Raw genomic sequence first — 18,387 nt, forward strand, 5'->3', positions numbered from 1 at the left:
GTCAGGCCTCCGCCGTGGTGCGTGGCTCCTCGCCCGGTATGTCTTTCTCGGTCTCCGGCACGGGCCCGGCGGCCAGTTGCCCTTCCCACTTGGCCACCACGGCCGCCGCAATCGAGTTGCCGACGGCGTTGGTGGCGGATCGTCCCATGTCCAGGAACTGGTCGACCCCCATGATCAGCAGCAACCCCGCCTCCGGAATGCCGAACTGGTTCAGCGTGGCCGCAATCACCACCAGCGACGCGCGCGGCACGCCGGCCATGCCCTTGGACGTCAGCATCAGCAACAGCAGCATCGTGATCTGCGTGCCCAGCGGCAAGTGGATGTCGTACGCCTGGGCGATGAACAGCACCGCGAACGTGCAGTACATCATCGACCCGTCCAGGTTGAACGAATACCCCAGCGGCAGCACGAAACTGGAGATCTTGCGATTCACGCCAAAGCGGTCCAGCGAATCCAGCAGCTTCGGGTAGGCGGCCTCGGAACTGGCCGTGGAAAACGACAGCAGGAACGGCTCGCGGATCAGCCGGATCAGCTCGAACACGCGCCGGCCCAGGAACGCGAAGCCGGCCAGCGTCAGCAGCCCCCAGAGCACGAACAGCGCCAGGTAGAAGCTGCCCATGAACTTGGCAAAGGTAATCAGGATGCCCAGCCCCTGCGTGGTCACGGTCGACGCGATGGCCGCGAACACGGCCACCGGGGCCAGCCACATCACCGCGCCGGTGATCTTGAGCATGATCTGCGCCAGGTCCTCGATCACGCCGGCCATGCGCTGGCCGCGCTCGCCCAGCGTGGCAATGGCGGTGCCAAAGAAGATCGAGAACACCACGATCTGCAGAATCTCGTTGTTGGCCATCGCCTCGGCCACCGACTTGGGCACCAGGTGCGAGACAAAGTCCTTCAGCGTGAACGCGTTGGTCTTGAGGTTGGTGGCGGCGCCCACGTCGGGCAGCGGCAGGCCGATGTTCACGCCCGGGTGCAGCAGCGTGGCCATGATCAGCCCCAGCGTCAGCGACACCAGCGACGCCGTGATGAACCACGCCAGCGCCTTGACGCCCACGCGGCCCACGGTGCTGGCATCCCCCATGTGGGCGATGCCGATCACGAGCGTGGAAAACACCAGCGGCGCGATGATCATCTTGATCAGCCGCAGGAACACGTCGGTGACGATGGAGATATACCCGGCGATCTCCTTGGCCACCTTGGGGTCCGGAAACGCCGTGTTGCACCCGTAGCCGACCACGGCGCCCAGAATCATCGCGATCAGGATCCAGGTCGTGATACTCGACTTCTTGCTCATGACGTCTCCTTGGGGGGCGGCCGGGCGGGCGTCCTGCGCCGGGGTCTGCACCTAACCATAGGATGCCGGGGCGCCATTGGGCAAACCCCGAAACGCTTTTTGCCGGCCCGCCGCCCCGCCACGACGCCTACATGCGGATACAAAACCGCTTGTGCCGGCACATAAACGCGATACGCGTGGTCTGCACTATCGTCTGCACGATCAACTTCGATACGGTGCGACGACATGGAACGCAACGCAGCGACGGCAGCCCCGGCTGCCCTGGTATTTGGTGGATCCCGCGGCATTGGCGCCGCCATCGCACGGCGGCTGGCCCGCGACGGCTTTCGCGTGGCGCTGACCTACGCCACCAGCCCCGGCAAGGCCGCCGAGGTGGTTGCAGCCATCGAGGCCGACGGCGGCCAGGCCGTGGCCATTGCCGCCGACAGCGCCGATCCGGCCGCGATCCGCGCCGCTGTGCGGCAGGCCGTGGCTCGCTTTGGCGCGCTGGACGCCGCCGTGGTCAACGCCGGCCTGCTGCGGCTGGGCCGGCTGGAGCAGTTCACCGACACCGACCTCGATGCCATGCTCGACGTCAACATCCGGGGCGTGTTCGTGGCCATCCAGGCGGCGGCCGGCGCCATGCGCGACGGCGGCCGGATCATCACCATCGGCAGCAACACGGCCATCCGCACCGGCTCGGTGGGCGGGGCGGTCTACGCCATGACCAAGGCGGCCGTGGCGTCGCTGGTGCAGAACCTGGCGCTGGAACTGGCGCCGCGCGGCATCACGGTCAACAACATCCAGCCCGGCCCGACCGAGACCGACATGACATCGTCGATGGTCGAGCACCTGATCGCGCGGATCCCGCTCGGCCGGATCGGCCAGCCCGACGAAATTGCCGGCCTGGCGGCGTGGCTGGCCAGCCCGGCGTCGGCCTACATGACCGGCGCCAGCCTGACCATCGACGGCGGCTACGTGCTTTGAGCGCCCCGGCCTTCGGCAAAGATGCCCATGCGGTGCTGGATGAACGCCAGCACCTCCTGCGCGGCGGCCGGCAGCGGCCGTCCGGCCTTGACCAGCAGCCGCGCCTGCGTGCCGCGGCACAGCGGGTGGTCCACCGGCACCGTCGCCAGGCTGCCGGCGGCCACCTCGCGGTAGGCAGCAAACTGGCCGATCAGCGTGACAAAGTCGTCGTAGGCCACGAACTGCTTGAGCGCGGACAGCGAGTTGGTCACCAGCGTGGGCCGGATGCGGATGTTCTCGGCAAACTCCAGCATCCGTGCCGCGTGGCCGATGCCGTACGACTCGGGCATCAGCGCCAGCGGATAGGCCATCACGTCATGCAGCGTGGCCGGCCCGCCGCGCAGCGCCAGCGGGTGGTCGTGGCGGGTCAGCAGCACGATGGGCTGCGACGCGCTGGCCCGGTACTCGATGCGCGGGTGCAGCGGCGGGTTGTAGGCCAGCCCGATGTGCGCGCGGCTTTCCGCCACCTCGTTGAGCACGTCGTCCACGGGCAGGATCTCCATGCGGATGTCGACCATCGGGTATTGCGCGCAGAACGGCGCCACCACCTCGTTGACCAGCGCGTCGACGTAGCCCTCGCTCAGCACGATCTGCACCATGCCCTGCTGCAGCCCCTGCAGCGCGTGGAGCTGGTCTTCGAGCTTTTCCTGGTGCGAGCGGTAGCCGCGCCAGAACTCCAGCAGGTGCGCCGCCGCCTCGGTGGGCCGCACGCCGCGCGCCTGGCGCTCGAACAGCGTGGTGCCCAGTTCCTCTTCAAGCAGCCGGATCTGCCGCGTGATGACCGACGGCGACGTGTTCAGGCTTTCCGCCGCGCCCCGGATCGTGCCGTGCGCCAGCACCTCCCGGAAATAGCGCAGCCGCTGCTGGTTGATTTCCCGCATATCCCGCCTCTTTGTTGCGTAAGCGTCACCCAGGCATGGTCGCCAAGTGGACTGTTGCCCTGGGAAGAACGAAGTGTGGATTTTGTTGCTGTTGGTGTCAGTCTACGCGGCTGCCACTATCCAAGCCAATCCCACAACCATCACAACGCTCTGGAGACTGGCAAATGTTAGTGATGTCCAACCCCGCCGCCGTCGACGGCACCGCCGCGCTGTACCAGAAGATCAACCTGCGGCTGCTGCCGTTCCTGCTGGTCTGCTACCTGTTCGCCTACCTGGACCGCGTCAACGTCGGCTTTGCCAAGCTGCAGATGCAGGGCGACCTGGGCTTCTCCGACGCCGCCTACGGCGTGGGGGCCGGCATCTTCTTCATCGGCTACGTGCTGTTCGAGATCCCGAGCAACCTGATGCTGCCGCGCGTGGGCGCCCGCAAGACGTTCAGCCGCATCCTGGTGCTCTGGGGCATCACGTCGGCCTGCATGATGTTCGTGCGCGACGTGCCCACGTTCTACGCCATGCGCTTCCTGCTGGGCGTGTTCGAGGCCGGCTTTGCGCCGGGCATGATCTATTACCTGTCCTGCTGGTACGGCCCGCAGCGCATGGCGCGCGCCATCGCCATCGTGTTCCTGGCCGGCCCCATCGGCGGCATCATCGGCGGCCCGCTGTCCGCGTGGCTGATGACCGCGCTGGCCGGCCACGCCGGGCTGGCCGGCTGGCAATGGATGTTCCTGGTCGAAGGGCTGCCCTGCCTGGTGCTGGGCGTGCTGGCCTGGAAGCTCGTGCCCGACCGTCCCGCCGACGCCCACTGGCTGACCAGCGACGAGAAGCGGCTGCTGGAACAGGAACTGGCCGTGCCGGCCGCGCACAAGCACTCGTTCGGCGCCGTGGCGCGCGACTGGCGCATCTACGTGCTGGCCACCGCCTACTTCTGCGTGATCGCCGCCATCTACGCACTGAGCTTCTGGCTGCCCACGCTGATCAAGGCCCAGGGCGTGACCGACACCGTGCAGCTGGGCTGGTACGCCGCCCTGCCCTACGTGGGCGGCGCCATCGGCATGCTCTACATGGGCCGCCGCTCCGACCGCAAGGGCGAACGCCGCTACCACGCCGCCATCCCCGCGCTGGCCGGTGCCGCGCTGCTGGCCGGGACGACGCTGGCCGACGGCCACCTGGCGGCCACGCTGGTGTTGCTGACGCTGGGCACCACCACGCTGTGGATGACCTACACCGTGTTCTGGGCCATGCCGTCCGAATACATCAAGGGCCCGGCCGCCGCCGGCGGCATCGCGCTGATCAACACCATCGGGCTGTCGGGCGGCTTCTGGGGCCCGGCCATCATCGGCTGGGCCAAGACCGCCACCGGCAGCCTGCATCCCGGCGTGCTGGTCATGGCGGCCATGCCGCTGGCCGCCGCGCTGATCATCCTGGCCATGCGCATGCCGACCCGCGCGGCGCATGCCTGAGGCCGGCCGATAACCACCCGACACCCCCCACGTCCAACAAGGAGTGAACCATGCTGCTGTACTTTTCCACCTGGTCAGAAGTCGAACAGTATCTGCAACGCAGCCGCACCATTGTCGTGCCGATCGGCTCGAACGAGCAGCACGGCCCCACGGGCCTGCTGGGCACCGACTGGATGTGCCCGGAGATCATCTGCCGCCATGCCGAACAGCAGGCCGACATCCTGGTGGCGCCGACGTTCAACATCGGCATGGCCCAGCACCACCTGGGCTTTGCCGGCACGATCTCGCTGCGCCCGTCGACGTTCATCGCCGCCATCGTGGACTGGACGCGCTCGCTGGCCCGCCACGGCTTCGAGAAGATCCTGTTCCTGAACGGCCACGGCGGCAACATCGCGTCCATCGAGGCCGCGTTCTCCGAGCTCTACGCCGAGTCCAGCTTCGCGGGCCGCCGCGCCGGCTTTGCGATGAAGCTGACCAACTGGTGGGACCTGGAAGGCGTCAACGACCTGGCCAAGGAAATGTTCCCGACCGGCCACGGCGCCCACGCCACGCCGTCCGAGATCGCGGTGACGCAGTACGCCTACGCCCACGCCATCAAGCACGCCGACTACTCGCCGCGCATCGCCCCGTCCGGCCCGATCCGCGAAGCGCTGGACTTCCGCGCCCGCTTTCCCGACGGCCGCATGGGCTCCGATCCGAACCAGGCCACGCCGGAAAAGGGCCGCGCCCTGGTGGAACTGGCAGCCACCAGCCTGGTGAAGGAACTGGCGGCCTTCGGGGCGGAGAAGGTGCCGGGGTGAGCTGTTGCGCTTGAATTGCCAATGGTTGTCTCCCCTCTCCCGCAAGGCGGGAGAGGGGCCGGGGGAGAGGGCATGGCTGTGCAAGCCACGACATGTCGCATTGTGAGCCGCTGACCCTCTCCCCCAACCCCTCTCCCGCGCGCGGGAGAGGGGAGCAAAACCCGGCGGAAGCCCACCCGCCAACCACGCCCCGCCCTACCGCCGCCCCGCCATCGCTTCGAACACCCCGTCCCGGATCACCAGCGCGTGCATCAGCGCGGCAGCCAAATGCAGCAGGACCACGGCGAACAGCGTGAGCCCGAGCCATGTGTGCAACGTCCGCAGCAGCGCGAACGCGGTGACGTTGGCGGGCAGCAGCGGCGGCAGGTGGAAACTGCCGGCCATCGTCACCGGGTAGCCGCCGGCCGACAGCATGGCCCAGCCCACCAGCGGCATTGCCAGCATCAGCGCGTAGAGCACCGCGTGCGATGCCTTGGCGACGAACCGTTGCGCGGCGGGCATGTGGGCCGGCAGCGGGGGCACGCCGCGCCGCAGCCGCACGGCCAGCCGGACGATGACGAGCAGCAGCAGCGCGATGCCCAGCGGCCGGTGCAGCGCCACGAGCGTGTCATGCGCGCGCGACACCGTAAACACCATTCCCACGCCGACGAACAGCATCGCCAGGATCAGCACGGCCATCAGCCAGTGCAGCAGCTTCTGCACGCCGCTGAATTGAGTCGAAGTTGCCTTCATGCCGGGTTCCTCACTGGATGGCCTTCGGTTCGCGGGCGGCGGTTGCCTCCTCGCGCGTGCGGCGCTGGTACGACACCGCGTAGGCGGCCGAGCGCGCCGCCAGCAGCGGATCGGCCGACGTGGCGATGCCTACCGGCAGCACGGTCGGGTCGAAGTTGACGTCGCGGCACGGGCCGTCGTCCTGCGCCGTGGCGCGTTCCAGCACCAGCGTGCCGGCGTCGATCTGCGGGCGGTCGTCGGGCCAGACCTGCGTGGCGTCGTCGGTGACATCGCCGGGCGCGCCCAGCGTCAGCACCAGCCGCCAGCGCAGCGGCCCGGCCTGCAGCCGCTGCATCAGGTCCGCCGCCAGGAACGATGCCTGCCCGCGCTCGGCCGCGCTCACCGGCGCGTACGGCAGCTCCGGCTGCACCGCCCAGCGCACGGCCTGCCGCTTGCCGCCGGCATCGACCAGGTAGAACGCATTGACGCTGTAGTACGCGGCATTGGCAAAGCTGGACGAAGGCGGATGCGCCTGGATCCAGCCCTGGAACGCGGCCAGCGCCGGCGCGCCGGCGGCAAACGCCTTGAGCCTGGCGGGATCGGGCTTGTGGGTGGCGGGATCGGGCTGACTGGCCTGCAGCAACTGGTAGAACTGTTCCGGCGTGTGCACCGGAAAGCGCGGTACCGAGTTCATGCCGGTGCGCCACTGCTGGCCGTCGGCCTGCGTGAACATCAGCGCCAGGCTGCGGATCGGCACGCTGCCGTCGGGCGCCAGCGGATTGCCGCCGGGCAGCGCAAAGCGCCCGGTCACCGGCGTGCGGCCGGGCGCGAACACGCCCGCGCTGGACACCTGCGCGGCCGCGCCGTTGCTGTCGAAGTAGCCGGCCACGCACACGCCCTTGGCGTGGTTGCGGCGATAGCCCGCGTGCAGGCCGTCGTTACGCTGGAACTGGTCGACAATGGCGCGCGTGGATAGCCGCTGCGGGCCGATCCAGCCGCCCGTGTAGGCAAAGCCGCCCGCCAGTACCAGCACGATGGCGCCGATGGCGCCGAGCCGGCATGGCACGCAGATGGGCTTGCCCGGGTGGGAATGTGGGGTGTTGTCGGTCAAGGGGGGCTCCCGTCGAGTGTGGACTCATCGGGTATACGCCCAAACCGGGGCGTCTATTCCCCCCGCCCGCAAAAAGCCCGGCCGGGACCGGGCGATTCGACAAACGCTTACGGCTTCTCGCGGTGAATCGAGAGCGCGCTGAACGACTGCGTTACCGGCATCACTTCCAGGTAGTTGATGTTCACGCGCGCCGGCAGCGTGGCGGCCCAGAACACGGTCTCGGCGATATCGTCGGGCGTCAGCGCGTCGGCGCCTTCGTAGACCTTTTCCACGCGCGACTGGTCGCCACGGAAGCGCACGGCCGAGAACTCGGTGCCGCCCACCAGCCCTGGCGCCACGTCGGTCACGCGCACGCGCGTGCCGGTCAGGTCTGCGCGCAGGTTCAGCGAGAACTGGTGGACGAACGCCTTGGTGGCGCCGTAGACGTTGCCGCCCGGGTAGGCGTAGGCGCCGGCCACCGAGCCGATATTGACCACGTGGCCGCGATTGCGCGCCACCATGCCGGGCAGCACCGCGCGCGTCATGTAGGTCAGGCCCTTGATGTTGGTGTCGACCATGGTGTCCCACTGGTCGACGTCGGCGCGGTGCGCCGGCTCCAGCCCCAGCGCCAGCCCGGCGTTGTTCACCAGCACGTCGACGTCGGCATAGTCGGCCGGCAGGCCGGCCACGGCGGCCTCCACAGCGGCGCGGTCGCGCACGTCCAGCACCAGCGGCAGCACGTTGTCGCGGCCCAGTTCATCGACCAGTGCCTGCAGGCGGTCTTCACGGCGGCCCGCGGCGATGACGCGATGGCCGGCGCCGACAAAGCGGCGGGCGATGGCGGCGCCAAACCCCGCGGTGGCACCGGTGACGAATACGATCATGGTTAGCTCTCCAGCTTCAGACAGGTTCGGCCACGGATACTACACCGTCACCCGGGGCGACGGCAGCGGCGGCCGCGGCAATCCATGGATTTCCCGACTGCCGGCTGTGATGCCAGGGCATCTCGCGCATCGAAGGCCGGGGGCGCGGGCTTGACGCACTGGCACGCCTGCGCGGCCCGGCTCACAGCGGCTGCCAGCCCCCGCCGGTGGCCACCATCTCCTGCTTCAGTTCCAGCGTCCCGCTGCCGCGCATCACGCGCGCCAGCACGGGAAAGGCGCCCTGCACCATCGCGTCATGCGCCCACGGCGCCGGCTCCAGCGTGTACGTGTAGCGCACGGTCGTGGCCAGCCGGGCCGGCTTGTCGGCGGTGTCGTGGGGCTTGTCCCAGCCGGTGACCCGCGCCACCCGCACGTGGCCGTAGCAGAGGTCGGGCGCGTCGGCGCCGGCCGTGCGGGCGGCCGTGCGCGGATGGGGATTGAGCTGCTGGCGGCCCTTGTCGGTCAGGTCGTAGCGCAGCGCCTTGACCACCTCGTCGGTACCGTCCTGGTGGTGCAGCGTCATCTGGGCCGGCACGTGCGCCACCAGCCCCGCGTGTTCGAGCGCCGGCATCTGGATGCCATCGCGCAGCTGCGTGGCGCCCGGGCCGTCCGGCACGTCGACGGGCCAGGCATGGCGGCCGATGCAGAGGTCGCCGTGCGCCTGCAGGTGCTGGTCCAGCGCGGCGCGGAAGCCGGCCTCGCTGGCCATGTCGGGACGGTCGCAGCCGGCCAGCAGCAGCGTGGTGGTGGCCGCCAGCGCGGCCAGGGTCAGGATCGGTTTCATTGGACTTCGGCGGTGTTGGCGGCGCCCGGCTTGCGGGCGGCGGGGTCGGCCATCGCGTTGGCGACGGTATGCGCATGCGCGCCGCTGGCGTCGGGCCCGGGCGGCGGCACGTAGCCATCGGTCAGCGTCTTCAGGAAGGCAACCAGGTCCTGCATCTCCTGGTCGGTCATCGGCGGCGGGCTGCCGGCACGGCGCTTGTCCAGCGGCATCTGGCCGTCGATATTGGCGCGGTAGCGGGCCGGCAGGTCGTTGAACTTGGCCACCCGGCCCTGCGCATCGCGCGGATACCAGTCCTGCGGCGCGGTGTCGCGCGTGTTGTAGAAGCGCACCACCTCTTCCAGCGACCTGAACACGCCGTTGTGCATGAACACGTGGCGCGTGGCGACGTTGCGCAGCACCGGCGTCTTGAACATGCCGCACGTGGCGGCGGCGCCCTTGTCGCGGCCGGGCCGGTGGTCGGTGCGCAGCGGCCCGCACAGCCCCAGGTCGAAGTACCGGGGGTCGGCGTTGGCCGGGATGGCCGGATTGCGCGGCACGCCAATGGCCGAGAACGAGTAGTCGCTGGTCATGTCCTGGCTGCCGTCGTTGCCGCCGCCCAGCAGGTGGCAGGCCATGCAGTTGCCCTTGTTCGGGTCCAGGAACACGCGCAGGCCGCGCACTTCGGCATCGGTCAGCGCGCCGCCCACCTTGTTGTTGCGGTAGCGGTCGAACTTGCTGCTGTACGGGTGGAAGCTGCGGTCTTCCACCTGGAACGCCTGCAACGCGGCGCCGACCAGCGCGAACGCCTTGTCGGTATCGTCCAGCGCGGCGGGGCCGTAGGCGGCCCGGAACGCGGCGGCGTTGGGGCCGTGGCGCACGGCGTCCACCACGGCGGCCTTGTCGCGGGCGGCCATTTCATTGGCGGCCAGCAGCGGGATGGCGGCCTGCTCGGCGATGGTGTTGGCGCGGCCGTCCCAGGTCAGGCCGCCGCCGGGACCGGGCGGGCTGATCATGTCGGGGTTCTCGAACGTGTCCGAGTACGGGTTGGTGTACTCCTTGTACATCAGCGTCGGCACGGCGCGCGTGCCGGGCTGCCTGCCATCGGCGCCGCCAAGCTGCACGGCCAGGTCGTTGGCCGGGGCAAAGGCGTGCTGGGGGTCGTGGCAGGTGGCGCACGACATCGTGCCCGACCCGGACAGCGACCGGTCGACGAACAGCACGGCGCCCAACTGCGCGGCGGGCGACAGCGGCGATTGGGGGGACGTTGGCGCGGATGGCGCGGACACGCGCTGCACGGCCGGCGGCGCGGCGGCGGCCCGGGGCGCCTCGGTGGCCGGCTTGCAGGCGGCCAGCGCAAGGCAAAGCATGGCCGCGGCACGGCGCGCGGCAAATCTGGAATGACGCATGGTTCAAGGGGCCGGTGGCAGCCGGCCCACGGGCAGGGGAAGAAAGGCAACCGCCCGGTTGGGCGGCTGCCGCGACGCCATCAGGACTTGATGGCCCAGATGCTGGTCTGCGAGGCATCCGGCCCCGTGGCCGTGTTGTTGCCCGTGCCCACCGACCCGCTGCCGCTGCCGCCGGCCACGCTGCCGCCCGATTGCAGGTCGCCCGCCTTGACCACGTACTTGTGGTTCATCGGCCGCACCGAGTCGAAGTGCGTGTTGGCGCTGCCCGAGTACTCGGCCAGGTTGGCGAGGTTGTCGGCGATGTACTGCTCGGTGTACTTCGACCGGTTCATGTACGACGTGGCCACGCCCGGATCGGCCAGCCCGAACATGTCCTGCATCGTGCGCACGAACGAGAAGTGGCTGTAGGCGTCGGAGTCCACCACCTGCTTCGGCGCGCCCGGCTGGTTCGTCAGCACCGCGAAGATCGTCGGGCCGTCGCCCTTGTTGCCGCCGTTGTAGCGCGGCACGGCCGAGGTGATGCCCTCGCCCAGCGGCGCGCCGCTGGTGGCGCCGCCGCCCACGTTCCAGCCGCAGCACGACGAGCTGCCGAAGAAGCTCGACCCTTCGTCGAACAGCATGACGATGGCCGTGCGGCGGTTGGTGTTCTTCCAGACCGGCGACGCCTGGATCGCGTCCACCATGTACTTGGCGTACGCGTCGCCGCGCGCGATGTTGGTCGACGCGCACGGGCCCACGCCGTGGATGTCGTCGCACTGGTCGGGCACCACGTAGTTCAGCGCGCCGATGTCACCGCTCTTGAGGTCGTCCTCGAACTGGTGCGTGTTCCACTTGATGCCGTTGGCCGACGCGTACGACGCGATCGACGCATCCCACTCGCCGCCGCCCATCGAGCGCGCCAGGTTCTTGAAGAAGTCCGGACGGTTGCGCACCTCGTCAAAGTTCACAGCCGGGTGGTGCTTGGTCTTGTACAGGCCGGCCGGCATGGCTTCGGTGACGCCCGACGTGGGGTTCACGCCGGTGATGGCGGCGTTGGCCACGCCGTCCTTGCGCGGGTCCTGGCCGGGGTTCATCGACTCGCTGTAGACGCGCGTGCTCATGCCGGCGTTGTACATGGCCGTGAACATGTTGCGGCGGCCCTTGAGGTTGTGCACCTTCGTGTCGGCGTTGCAGGCGTTCAGCGGCACGAACGTGTCGGTCGGCTGGTTGGCCGTGTCGCCGGCGGGCAGGCAGTTCCACGCGTTGTCGTCGGCCACGCCCCAGTCGTCGGCGCTGGCCAGCGAGATGTAGTTCGGCTCGCTGGGGTTGCCGGTGGAGAAGTAGTTGGCCGCCTTGTTGCCTTCGGTGTGCAGGTACTTGTAGAAGTTCGGGTAGGCCGGGTTGTCGATCGTCTGGTTGCTGTGGTTCTCGAAGATCACCACGAACAGGTGGTCGTAGCGCGGGATGCCCTCGGGGTTGAACGCGGCCTCCTGGGCCGACTTCAGCGTGGTCACCGGGTCGGTGGCGCTGTCGCTGACGAAGCCACGATCCAGGATCTTCGATGCCAGCGCGTAGCGGGTGGCCAGCGTGTTGTCTTCCACCAGCAGCGCGCGGGCCGCGGCGGCGTCGGCCACGGCGGACGGCTGCGCCACCACGTCGTCGGCCTTGACGGTCACGTCGGCGGTGCCGCCGGCCAGGGTCAGGCGGCCGGCGATGGCGGTGCGGGCATCGGCGTAGGTCATCGACTCCGACTCGGTCAGCCGCACCACCTCGGTCGACAGCGGGCTGATGGTCACGCTGGCGCCGTCGGCGGCCTGCGCGGCGGCGCTGCGCAGCACCATCTTGGCGGCCACCTTGGTGGCGCCGGTGGCCGGGTCGTTGTAGGTGGCGTCGGTGTCCACCACGGCCACCAGGCTCGCCGGCGGCGTAGTCAGCGTGAAGCGGCCGCTGGCGTCGGTGCGCGTGCTGGCCTCGCCGGCATCGCAGACGCCATTGCCGTTGGCATCGGCGCAGACCGTGGCGTTGGCGTACGTGACCGGCACGAACGACTGGTCGACGGCGTCGCCCGTGGTGCTCTTGGCGTAGTCGACGCCCGATGCCGACGAGCTGGCAAAGCCGGTGGGGTTCTTGACGGCTGCGCCACCCACCACGCCGCTGACGGTCTGGGTGGGGGTGTTGCCGCCGGTGTTGCCCGTGCCGCCGCTGCCGCCGGTGCTGCCGGTGGTGGTGCCAGAGGAATCGTCACCGCCGCAGGCGGCCAGCAGCGCGGCTGCCGCCAGCGCGGTAAGCAAGGGGACGAAGGTGGAGTGTTTAGGGTGCATGGATGGGGCTCGCCAGGACACGCGCGATCGTTATGGTTGGACGCGCTGGATCTAGTGGGATGCCGCACCGAAGCCGATGCCGTCGCCTTGGGGTGGCGGGTGGGGCCGCCTGCGCCGGACGCCTTCGCGGCCGGGGCCAGCGCGTACGCCCTTCCCGACCAGTGCAGCGGCCCCGATGCTAGGAATCCAATGTGACCGTTTCATGCACGCCGCCAGCCGCCTGGTTACAGGACATTTCAACCACACCGATCCTGATACAAAGTGGATACGTTGTTGCCACGCGCCCGACCGGGGCTGGATACTTGGCGCCGCGCCCGCCTGGCGGCGCCCCGTGTGACAACCGCCCATGCAAGCCCCAGCCACCCCTGCCCCGTCCTCCAACCCGCCCCGCCAGCTTGCCAAGGTCCATTTCTCGCCCGAGCTGCGCGACTGGATCGTCGATGCGCTGCGGCGCGGCGGCCCGCCGGCCGAGATCACCGCCGCGCTGGTCGGGCAGCGCTTTGACCCGGCCGTGGCCGGCCAGCTCGTGCAGGCGTTCGACCGCGTGCTGCGCGACGGGCTGCCGATGCCCGAAGGCTTCGTCACGATCGAGCGGACGCCCCCGGCGCCCGGCGCGGCCCGGCTGCCGCGCACGGCCGTGCTCGATGGCGGGGACCGTGCCGTGCACGTGCTGTCGCGCACGGACCGGCCCGTGGTGGCGGTGCTGGAAGCGGTACTGACGCCGGCCGAATGCGACGCGCTGGTGGCGGCGGCGCGCCCGCGCCTGGCGCCGTCGACGCTGGTGGACCCGCGCACCGGCGAGCACGTGGTCAGCCCCGACCGCAGCAGCCAGGGCATGTTCTTCCGGCTGGCGGAATCGCCGCTGCTGGCGACGATCGATGCGCGCGTCGCCGCGCTGATGCGGATGCCCGTGGAACACGGCGAGGGCCTGCAGGTGCTGCACTACGGCCCCGGCGCCCAGAGCCGCCCGCACTTCGACTTCCTGATGCCGGACAACCCGTCGAACCAGGCGTCCATCGCGCGCAGCGGCCAGCGCGTGAGCACGATGGTGATCTACCTGAACGACGTGCCCGAAGGCGGCGAGACCGTGTTTCCAGAGATCGGCCTGTCGGTGTTGCCGCGCAAGGGCAACGCGCTCTATTTCGAGTATTGCGACGACGGCGGCCAGTTGGACGGCCGCACGCTGCACGCGGCGGCCGCGGTGGTGCGCGGAGAGAAATGGGTGGCGACCAAGTGGATGCGGCAGCGGCGCTTCGTGTCCGCCGCCGACGACGCGCGCGCCGCGTCGATGTAGGGCTGGCACCACGCTGGCCGGCCAGCCGGCCGTGGCCGTGCCGCTTCAGCCGGGCGGCTGCGGCGCCGGGGTGCCGGGCTGCGGCGGCGGCGCGGGCGGACAGGGCCCGGCGCCGCCCTGCCCCGTGTTCCGGAACGTGACCACCAGCCGGCTGTCCTTGGCCATCATCAGCGTGTTGCCGTAGGTCAGGGTCGGCATGAACGCGATGTCGGGCGCCACGGCCACGGGCGGCTGCCGGGCCGCGTCGACGGTCAGCACCAGCTCGACGGTGTAGGTATCCACGCCCACGCCGCGCCCCTGCGGCGCCTGCGCAAACTGCTGCTGGAACGCGCACATGTCGCGCGTGATGGCGTCCAGCGCGGCCTGGATCGGCACATTCTTGCCCGGTGGAATCGGGGCCGTGTTGCAGCCGGCCAGCCACAGCGCGGCCAGGCCGGGGACGACGGTGTGGCGCATGGGCCGGATCATCGGTGCCTCCTGTTCGCACGGCGCGTTCGATGCGAAGCACTCTAGTGCCCAATGCCCCGCCCGCTCCATTGGCCCAAAGGCCAACCCCCGCCGGCGCGCACGGCGCGGCCACGGCCTACAATGTCGCGGCGGCGGCCGGCACGTCACACGGCCCGGCGCCATTCCATCGCCAACAGAGGAGCCTCCATGACGGCTGACAAGACCCTTCTCGACGCCTTTGCGCCCACCGGCGTGCTGCGCGCGTCGATCAACCTCGGCAACCCGGTACTGGCCCAGCGCAAGGACGGCGGCGGCGCGGGCGGGGTGTCGGTGGACCTGGCCACGGCGCTGGCCGGGCAACTGGGTGTGCCGCTGGAACTGGTGGTGGTGGAGACGGCCGGCAAGTCGGTGGACGTGGTGACCAGCGGCCAGGCGGACATCGGCTTCTTCGCCATCGATCCCAAGCGCGGCGCCACCATTGCGTTCACGCCGCCGTACGTGCTGATCGAAGGCTACTACCTGGTGCGCGACGCCTCGCCGGTGCGCCACAACGCCGATGTCGACCAGCCGGGCCGGCGCGTGGTGGTCGGCCAGGGCAGCGCCTACGACCTGTACCTGACGCGCGAGCTGCAGCACGCGGAAATCGTGCGCGCGCCGTCGTCGCAGGCGGTGGTGCGGACGTTCCTCGATGGCGGCCTCGACGTGGCCGCCGGCGTCAAGCAGCAGCTCCAGGCCGATACGGCCGGCATGAGCGGCCTGCGCCTGCTGGACGAGCGCTTCATGGTGATCCGCCAGGCGATGGGCGTGAACCGGGCGCGCGGCGAGGCGGCGGCCGCGTACCTGTCGGCATTCGTGGAAGCGATGAAGGCGTCGGGCAAGGTCGCCCAGGCGCTGCAGCGGCACGGCATCGCGGGCGCCAACGTGGCGCCGGCCGGCGAGTGAGCGTGCCCGGCGCGGGCCGTCAGGCCCCGAGGTAGGCCGCCGCGCCCAGCCCGGCGGTGCGCCCGCTGGCCAGGCAGGCCGTCAGCAGGTAGCCGCCGGTGGGGGCCTCCCAGTCCAGCATCTCGCCGGCGCAGAACACGCCGGGCAGCGCGTCCAGCATCAGCCGGTCGTCCATCGCCTCGAAGCGGACGCCGCCGGCCGTGCTGATGACCTCGTCGATCGGCCGCGCGCGCAGCAGTTGCAGCGGCAGCGCCTTGATGGCCGCCGCCAGCGCCACGGGGTCGTGCATCGCTTCCTTGGACAGCACCTCGCGCAGCAGCCGCGCCTTGACGCCCGTGATGCCGAGCCGGCTCTGCAGATGGCTGGACACCGAGCGCGCGCCACGCGGCCGGGCCACTTCGGCGGCCACCTGCGCGGCCGTGCGTCCCGGCGCCAGGTCCAGCGTGATCGTCGCCAGCCCCTGCGCGTCGATCTGGTCGCGGATCGGCGCGGACAGCGCGTAGACCAGGCTGCCTTCGATGCCGGTCTCGCTGATCACGAATTCCCCCTGCCGATGCCAGACGGTGCCATCGGGCGCCGTCACGCCGATCGCCACGGCCTTGACCGGATCGCCCGCATGCTCGCTGCGGAACAGCGGGCTCCACGCCACGTCGAAGCCGCAGTTGGCGGGCCGCAGCGGCGCCACGTCGACGCCGCGCGCCGCCAGCAGCGGCATCCACGCGCCATCGGACCCCAGCCGCGCCCAGCTACCCCCGCCCAGCGCCAGCACCACGGCGCGCGCGGCCACGTGGGTCTCGCCATCGCGCGTGGCGAAGCGCAGGCCGTGCCAGCCATCGGCGCCCGGCGTGAAGCCGGTCCAGCGGTGCCGCACGTGCACGCGCACGCCGGACTCGCGCAGCCGGTGCAGCCACGCGCGCAGCAGCGGCGCGGCCTTCATCTCGGTGGGAAAGACGCGGCCCGAGCTGCCGACGAAGGTGTCGATGCCGAGGTCGTGGACCCAGGCCCGCAGCGCGTCGGCGCCAAAGTCGTCCAGCAGCGGCCCGATGCGGTCCGCGCGGGCGCCGTAGCGGGCCACGAAGGCGTCGGCCGGCTCAGAGTGGGTGATGTTCATGCCGCCCTTGCCGGCCATCAGGAACTTGCGTCCCACCGACGGCATGGCGTCGTAGACGTCCACCGCCACGCCGCGCGCGGCCATTTGCTCGGCCGCCATGAGCCCGGCCGGCCCGCCGCCGATGACGACGGCGCCAGGCAGGCGGACAGGATCGGAAGAGGCGGCAGCGGACATGGGCAGGCGGACGGGCGATGAAAAAGGCGGACGGCCGCCCGGCAGGCGGCAAGCCGGCGCATTATATGCGCCCGCCGCCCGCCGGGTGCCGGCCAGGCCCTCTGTGCGGCACGGCGGGCGCTGGCACCGGGCCGATGCTTTCGCTGACCGTAATGGTCCGGAACGCACCTTAATTGATACCGGCGGCGCGCTTCCCTATCTTCTAGCCAACGACAAAGCGCGCGCCCGGCCCACCGCGGCGGCCAAGACAACATCCGGAGACACCATGCCCAAGCCATTCCCCCGCCGCGTGCGCCCGCGCCACCACGCCCGGTAGCCCCCGGCCGGCGCCCGCCGGCCAGCCCCACCCTTTCCAACTGTCCATCGATGGCGGCAGCCGCGACGGCTGCCCTGCCAGGGAGCAGGCCATGCTGCAGCACATTGTTTCCATTTCGGTCCTCGGGCTGATGTTCGTGATCGCCACCGTCCTGCCGGTCAACATGGGGGCGCTGGCATTCGTCGGCGCCTTCCTGGTCGGCACCCTGCTCGGCGCCATGCCTGCCAAGAGCATCCTGGCGGGATTCCCGGCCGACCTGTTCCTGACGCTGGTGGGCATCACCTACCTGTTCGCGGTGGCGCAGAACAACGGCACCATCGACTGGCTGGTGCGGCAGGCCGTGCGGGCCGTGGGCGGGCGCATCGCCGCCATCCCGTGGATCATGTTCGGCATCGCGGCGGTGCTGACGTCGGTGGGCGCCGTGAGCCCCGCCGCCGTGGCCATCATCGCGCCCATCGCGCTGGGCTTTGCGGCCAAGTACAACATCAACCCGCTGATGATGGGGCTGATGGTCGTGCACGGCGCGCAGGGCGGCGGCTTCTCGCCGATCAGCATCTATGGCGGCATCACGAACAAGATCGTCGAGAAAGCCGGGCTGCCGCTCAACGAGATGGCCACGGCCTTTGCCAGCCTGGGCGTGAACCTGCTGGTGGCGCTGGGCCTGTTCGTGGCGCTGGGCGGCATGCGGCTGCTGCGCGCCCCGGCGCTGCCGCGCACGGTTGCGGCCGGCCCCGGCGTGGCCGCCATCGACCCGCCGTTCCAGGCGCGCGTGGCGACGGCCGGCATGGCAGACCCGCTGGGCCCTTCGGCCACGGCCGCGCGCGCCGAGGCCGAGCAGCCCGGCACGCCGTACCAGTACCTGACCGTGCTGGGCCTGGTGGCGCTGGCCGTGCTGACGCTGTACTTCAAGCTCGATATCGGCTTTGTGTCGCTGTCGATTGCCGTGCTGCTGACGCTGGTGTCGCCCAACCTGCAGAAGGCGGCGCTGACGCAGGTGTCGTGGCCCGAGATCATGCTGATCGTGGGCGTCAGCACCTACGTGGGCGTGATGGAGAAGATGGGCACCATCGCCTTTGTCGGCCACAGCGTGGCCGGGCTGGCGTCGCCGCTGATGGCCGCGCTGCTGCTGTGCTTCGTCGGCGCCGTGGTCTCGGCGTTCGCATCGTCCACGGCCGTGCTGGGGTCGCTGATCCCGCTGGCCGTGCCGTTCCTGCAGCAGGGGTCCGATGTCAGCGCCATCGGCTTCATCGCTGCCATGGCCGTCTCGTCGACCATCGTCGACGTCAGCCCGTTCTCCACCAACGGCGCCCTGGTGCTGGCCAACGCGCAGGGCGTGGACCGGCACGCGTTCTTCCGCAAGCTGATGGTCTACGGCGCGCTGGTGACCATCGTGGCGCCAGTGGTGCTCTGGTTCGCGTTCGTGGTGGTCTGAGGCCGGGCTTCACATGCCGGACACATCGGCGCGGC

16 protein-coding genes are annotated in these 18,387 nt (G+C 70.3%); 6 read left to right on the forward strand and 10 right to left on the reverse strand.

Features of this window, described 5'->3' with window-relative positions; all coding sequences use genetic code 11:
• Nucleotide 1: 1 nt before the first annotated feature.
• On the reverse strand, nucleotides 2-1,297 hold the full coding sequence (locus EHF44_RS16000; RefSeq protein ID WP_124684558.1) for a dicarboxylate/amino acid:cation symporter: 1,296 nt from the start codon (nucleotides 1,295-1,297) through the stop codon (nucleotides 2-4).
• Nucleotides 1,298-1,522: 225 nt separating this feature from the next.
• Between EHF44_RS16000 and EHF44_RS16005 the strand changes: the two genes are divergently transcribed.
• Nucleotides 1,523-2,263, forward strand: coding sequence for a 3-oxoacyl-ACP reductase family protein (locus tag EHF44_RS16005; protein WP_172966066.1), 741 nt, complete (start codon nucleotides 1,523-1,525; stop codon nucleotides 2,261-2,263).
• On the opposite strand, the gene EHF44_RS16010 is transcribed toward EHF44_RS16005, so the two are convergent.
• Nucleotides 2,251-3,183, reverse strand: coding sequence for a LysR family transcriptional regulator (locus tag EHF44_RS16010; RefSeq protein WP_124684559.1), 933 nt, complete (start codon nucleotides 3,181-3,183; stop codon nucleotides 2,251-2,253). The genes EHF44_RS16005 and EHF44_RS16010 overlap by 13 nt on opposite strands.
• Nucleotides 3,184-3,347: 164 nt before the next feature.
• Between EHF44_RS16010 and EHF44_RS16015 the strand changes: the two genes are divergently transcribed.
• Together EHF44_RS16015 and EHF44_RS16020 are read left to right on the forward strand one after the other, a co-directional pair.
• Nucleotides 3,348-4,643 (forward strand): MFS transporter, encoded by a 1,296-nt coding sequence (locus EHF44_RS16015; RefSeq protein ID WP_124684560.1) that lies wholly within the window; start codon nucleotides 3,348-3,350, stop codon nucleotides 4,641-4,643.
• Nucleotides 4,644-4,693: 50 nt separating this feature from the next.
• Nucleotides 4,694-5,443 carry a creatininase family protein gene (locus tag EHF44_RS16020; protein ID WP_124684561.1) on the forward strand — a complete coding sequence of 250 codons (750 nt, stop codon included), beginning with the start codon at nucleotides 4,694-4,696 and terminating at the stop codon, nucleotides 5,441-5,443.
• A gap of 195 nt (nucleotides 5,444-5,638) precedes the next feature.
• Here EHF44_RS16020 and EHF44_RS16025 read toward each other — a convergent pair whose 3' ends face one another.
• From EHF44_RS16025 to EHF44_RS16050, 6 genes are all read right to left on the reverse strand, one after another.
• Nucleotides 5,639-6,175, reverse strand: coding sequence for a cytochrome b (locus tag EHF44_RS16025; RefSeq protein ID WP_124684562.1), 537 nt, complete (start codon nucleotides 6,173-6,175; stop codon nucleotides 5,639-5,641).
• 10 nt (nucleotides 6,176-6,185) lie between these two features.
• Nucleotides 6,186-7,265 carry a catalase family peroxidase gene (locus tag EHF44_RS16030; RefSeq protein WP_437340294.1) on the reverse strand — a complete coding sequence of 360 codons (1,080 nt, stop codon included), beginning with the start codon at nucleotides 7,263-7,265 and terminating at the stop codon, nucleotides 6,186-6,188.
• A gap of 107 nt (nucleotides 7,266-7,372) precedes the next feature.
• On the reverse strand, nucleotides 7,373-8,128 hold the full coding sequence (gene ydfG, locus EHF44_RS16035; protein ID WP_124684563.1) for a bifunctional NADP-dependent 3-hydroxy acid dehydrogenase/3-hydroxypropionate dehydrogenase YdfG: 756 nt from the start codon (nucleotides 8,126-8,128) through the stop codon (nucleotides 7,373-7,375).
• Between the two features lie 181 nt (nucleotides 8,129-8,309).
• On the reverse strand, nucleotides 8,310-8,951 hold the full coding sequence (locus tag EHF44_RS16040; RefSeq protein ID WP_124684564.1) for a hypothetical protein: 642 nt from the start codon (nucleotides 8,949-8,951) through the stop codon (nucleotides 8,310-8,312).
• A complete protein-coding gene (locus tag EHF44_RS16045) occupies nucleotides 8,948-10,336 on the reverse strand; it encodes a cytochrome-c peroxidase (RefSeq protein ID WP_253699892.1) in 1,389 nt (462 codons plus the stop codon). Before EHF44_RS16045 ends, EHF44_RS16040 begins: the two co-directional genes overlap by 4 nt.
• Nucleotides 10,337-10,416: 80 nt before the next feature.
• Complete coding sequence (locus EHF44_RS16050) at nucleotides 10,417-12,636, reverse strand: alkaline phosphatase family protein (protein WP_124684565.1); 2,220 nt, start codon at nucleotides 12,634-12,636, stop codon at nucleotides 10,417-10,419.
• Nucleotides 12,637-12,982: 346 nt separating this feature from the next.
• On the opposite strand from EHF44_RS16050, the gene EHF44_RS16055 reads away from it, so the two are divergent.
• On the forward strand, nucleotides 12,983-13,930 hold the full coding sequence (locus EHF44_RS16055) for a 2OG-Fe(II) oxygenase (RefSeq protein ID WP_124684566.1): 948 nt from the start codon (nucleotides 12,983-12,985) through the stop codon (nucleotides 13,928-13,930).
• 45 nt (nucleotides 13,931-13,975) lie between these two features.
• Here the strand turns inward: EHF44_RS16055 and EHF44_RS16060 are convergent, their stop codons facing one another.
• Nucleotides 13,976-14,398: a hypothetical protein gene (locus tag EHF44_RS16060; protein ID WP_253699894.1), complete on the reverse strand. Its 423-nt coding sequence runs from the start codon at nucleotides 14,396-14,398 to the stop codon at nucleotides 13,976-13,978.
• Nucleotides 14,399-14,584: 186 nt separating this feature from the next.
• On the opposite strand from EHF44_RS16060, the gene EHF44_RS16065 reads away from it, so the two are divergent.
• Nucleotides 14,585-15,319 (forward strand): ABC transporter substrate-binding protein, encoded by a 735-nt coding sequence (locus EHF44_RS16065; protein WP_124684567.1) that lies wholly within the window; start codon nucleotides 14,585-14,587, stop codon nucleotides 15,317-15,319.
• A 19-nt stretch (nucleotides 15,320-15,338) separates the two neighbouring features.
• On the opposite strand, the gene EHF44_RS16070 is transcribed toward EHF44_RS16065, so the two are convergent.
• Nucleotides 15,339-16,604, reverse strand: coding sequence for a TIGR03862 family flavoprotein (locus EHF44_RS16070; protein WP_124684568.1), 1,266 nt, complete (start codon nucleotides 16,602-16,604; stop codon nucleotides 15,339-15,341).
• Nucleotides 16,605-17,011: 407 nt separating this feature from the next.
• Here EHF44_RS16070 and EHF44_RS16075 point away from each other — a divergent pair, with 407 nt between their 5' ends.
• Nucleotides 17,012-18,352, forward strand: coding sequence for an SLC13 family permease (locus tag EHF44_RS16075; RefSeq protein WP_124684569.1), 1,341 nt, complete (start codon nucleotides 17,012-17,014; stop codon nucleotides 18,350-18,352).
• The last annotated feature ends 35 nt before the right edge of the window (nucleotides 18,353-18,387 follow it).

Source organism: Cupriavidus pauculus, from assembly GCF_003854935.1.
In the GTDB taxonomy this organism is placed as follows: domain Bacteria; phylum Pseudomonadota; class Gammaproteobacteria; order Burkholderiales; family Burkholderiaceae; genus Cupriavidus; species Cupriavidus pauculus_C.

Excerpts from the sequence above, each read along its gene's own strand:
- EHF44_RS16075 (WP_124684569.1), top strand. The coding sequence starts at position 17,012 with ATGCTGCAGCACATTGTTTCCATTTCGGTCCTCGGGCTGATGTTCGTG.
- EHF44_RS16065 (WP_124684567.1), top strand. The coding sequence starts at position 14,585 with ATGACGGCTGACAAGACCCTTCTCGACGCCTTTGCGCCCACCGGCGTG.
- EHF44_RS16020 (WP_124684561.1), top strand. The coding sequence starts at position 4,694 with ATGCTGCTGTACTTTTCCACCTGGTCAGAAGTCGAACAGTATCTGCAA.
- EHF44_RS16045 (WP_253699892.1), bottom strand. The coding sequence starts at position 10,336 with ATGCGTCATTCCAGATTTGCCGCGCGCCGTGCCGCGGCCATGCTTTGC.
- EHF44_RS16060 (WP_253699894.1), bottom strand. The coding sequence starts at position 14,398 with ATGATCCGGCCCATGCGCCACACCGTCGTCCCCGGCCTGGCCGCGCTG.
- EHF44_RS16010 (WP_124684559.1), bottom strand. The coding sequence starts at position 3,183 with ATGCGGGAAATCAACCAGCAGCGGCTGCGCTATTTCCGGGAGGTGCTG.
- EHF44_RS16070 (WP_124684568.1), bottom strand. The coding sequence starts at position 16,604 with ATGTCCGCTGCCGCCTCTTCCGATCCTGTCCGCCTGCCTGGCGCCGTC.
- EHF44_RS16050 (WP_124684565.1), bottom strand. The coding sequence starts at position 12,636 with ATGCACCCTAAACACTCCACCTTCGTCCCCTTGCTTACCGCGCTGGCG.
- ydfG (WP_124684563.1), bottom strand. The coding sequence starts at position 8,128 with ATGATCGTATTCGTCACCGGTGCCACCGCGGGGTTTGGCGCCGCCATC.
- EHF44_RS16055 (WP_124684566.1), top strand. The coding sequence starts at position 12,983 with ATGCAAGCCCCAGCCACCCCTGCCCCGTCCTCCAACCCGCCCCGCCAG.
- EHF44_RS16005 (WP_172966066.1), top strand. The coding sequence starts at position 1,523 with ATGGAACGCAACGCAGCGACGGCAGCCCCGGCTGCCCTGGTATTTGGT.
- EHF44_RS16015 (WP_124684560.1), top strand. The coding sequence starts at position 3,348 with ATGTTAGTGATGTCCAACCCCGCCGCCGTCGACGGCACCGCCGCGCTG.
- EHF44_RS16040 (WP_124684564.1), bottom strand. The coding sequence starts at position 8,951 with ATGAAACCGATCCTGACCCTGGCCGCGCTGGCGGCCACCACCACGCTG.
- EHF44_RS16000 (WP_124684558.1), bottom strand. The coding sequence starts at position 1,297 with ATGAGCAAGAAGTCGAGTATCACGACCTGGATCCTGATCGCGATGATT.
- EHF44_RS16025 (WP_124684562.1), bottom strand. The coding sequence starts at position 6,175 with ATGAAGGCAACTTCGACTCAATTCAGCGGCGTGCAGAAGCTGCTGCAC.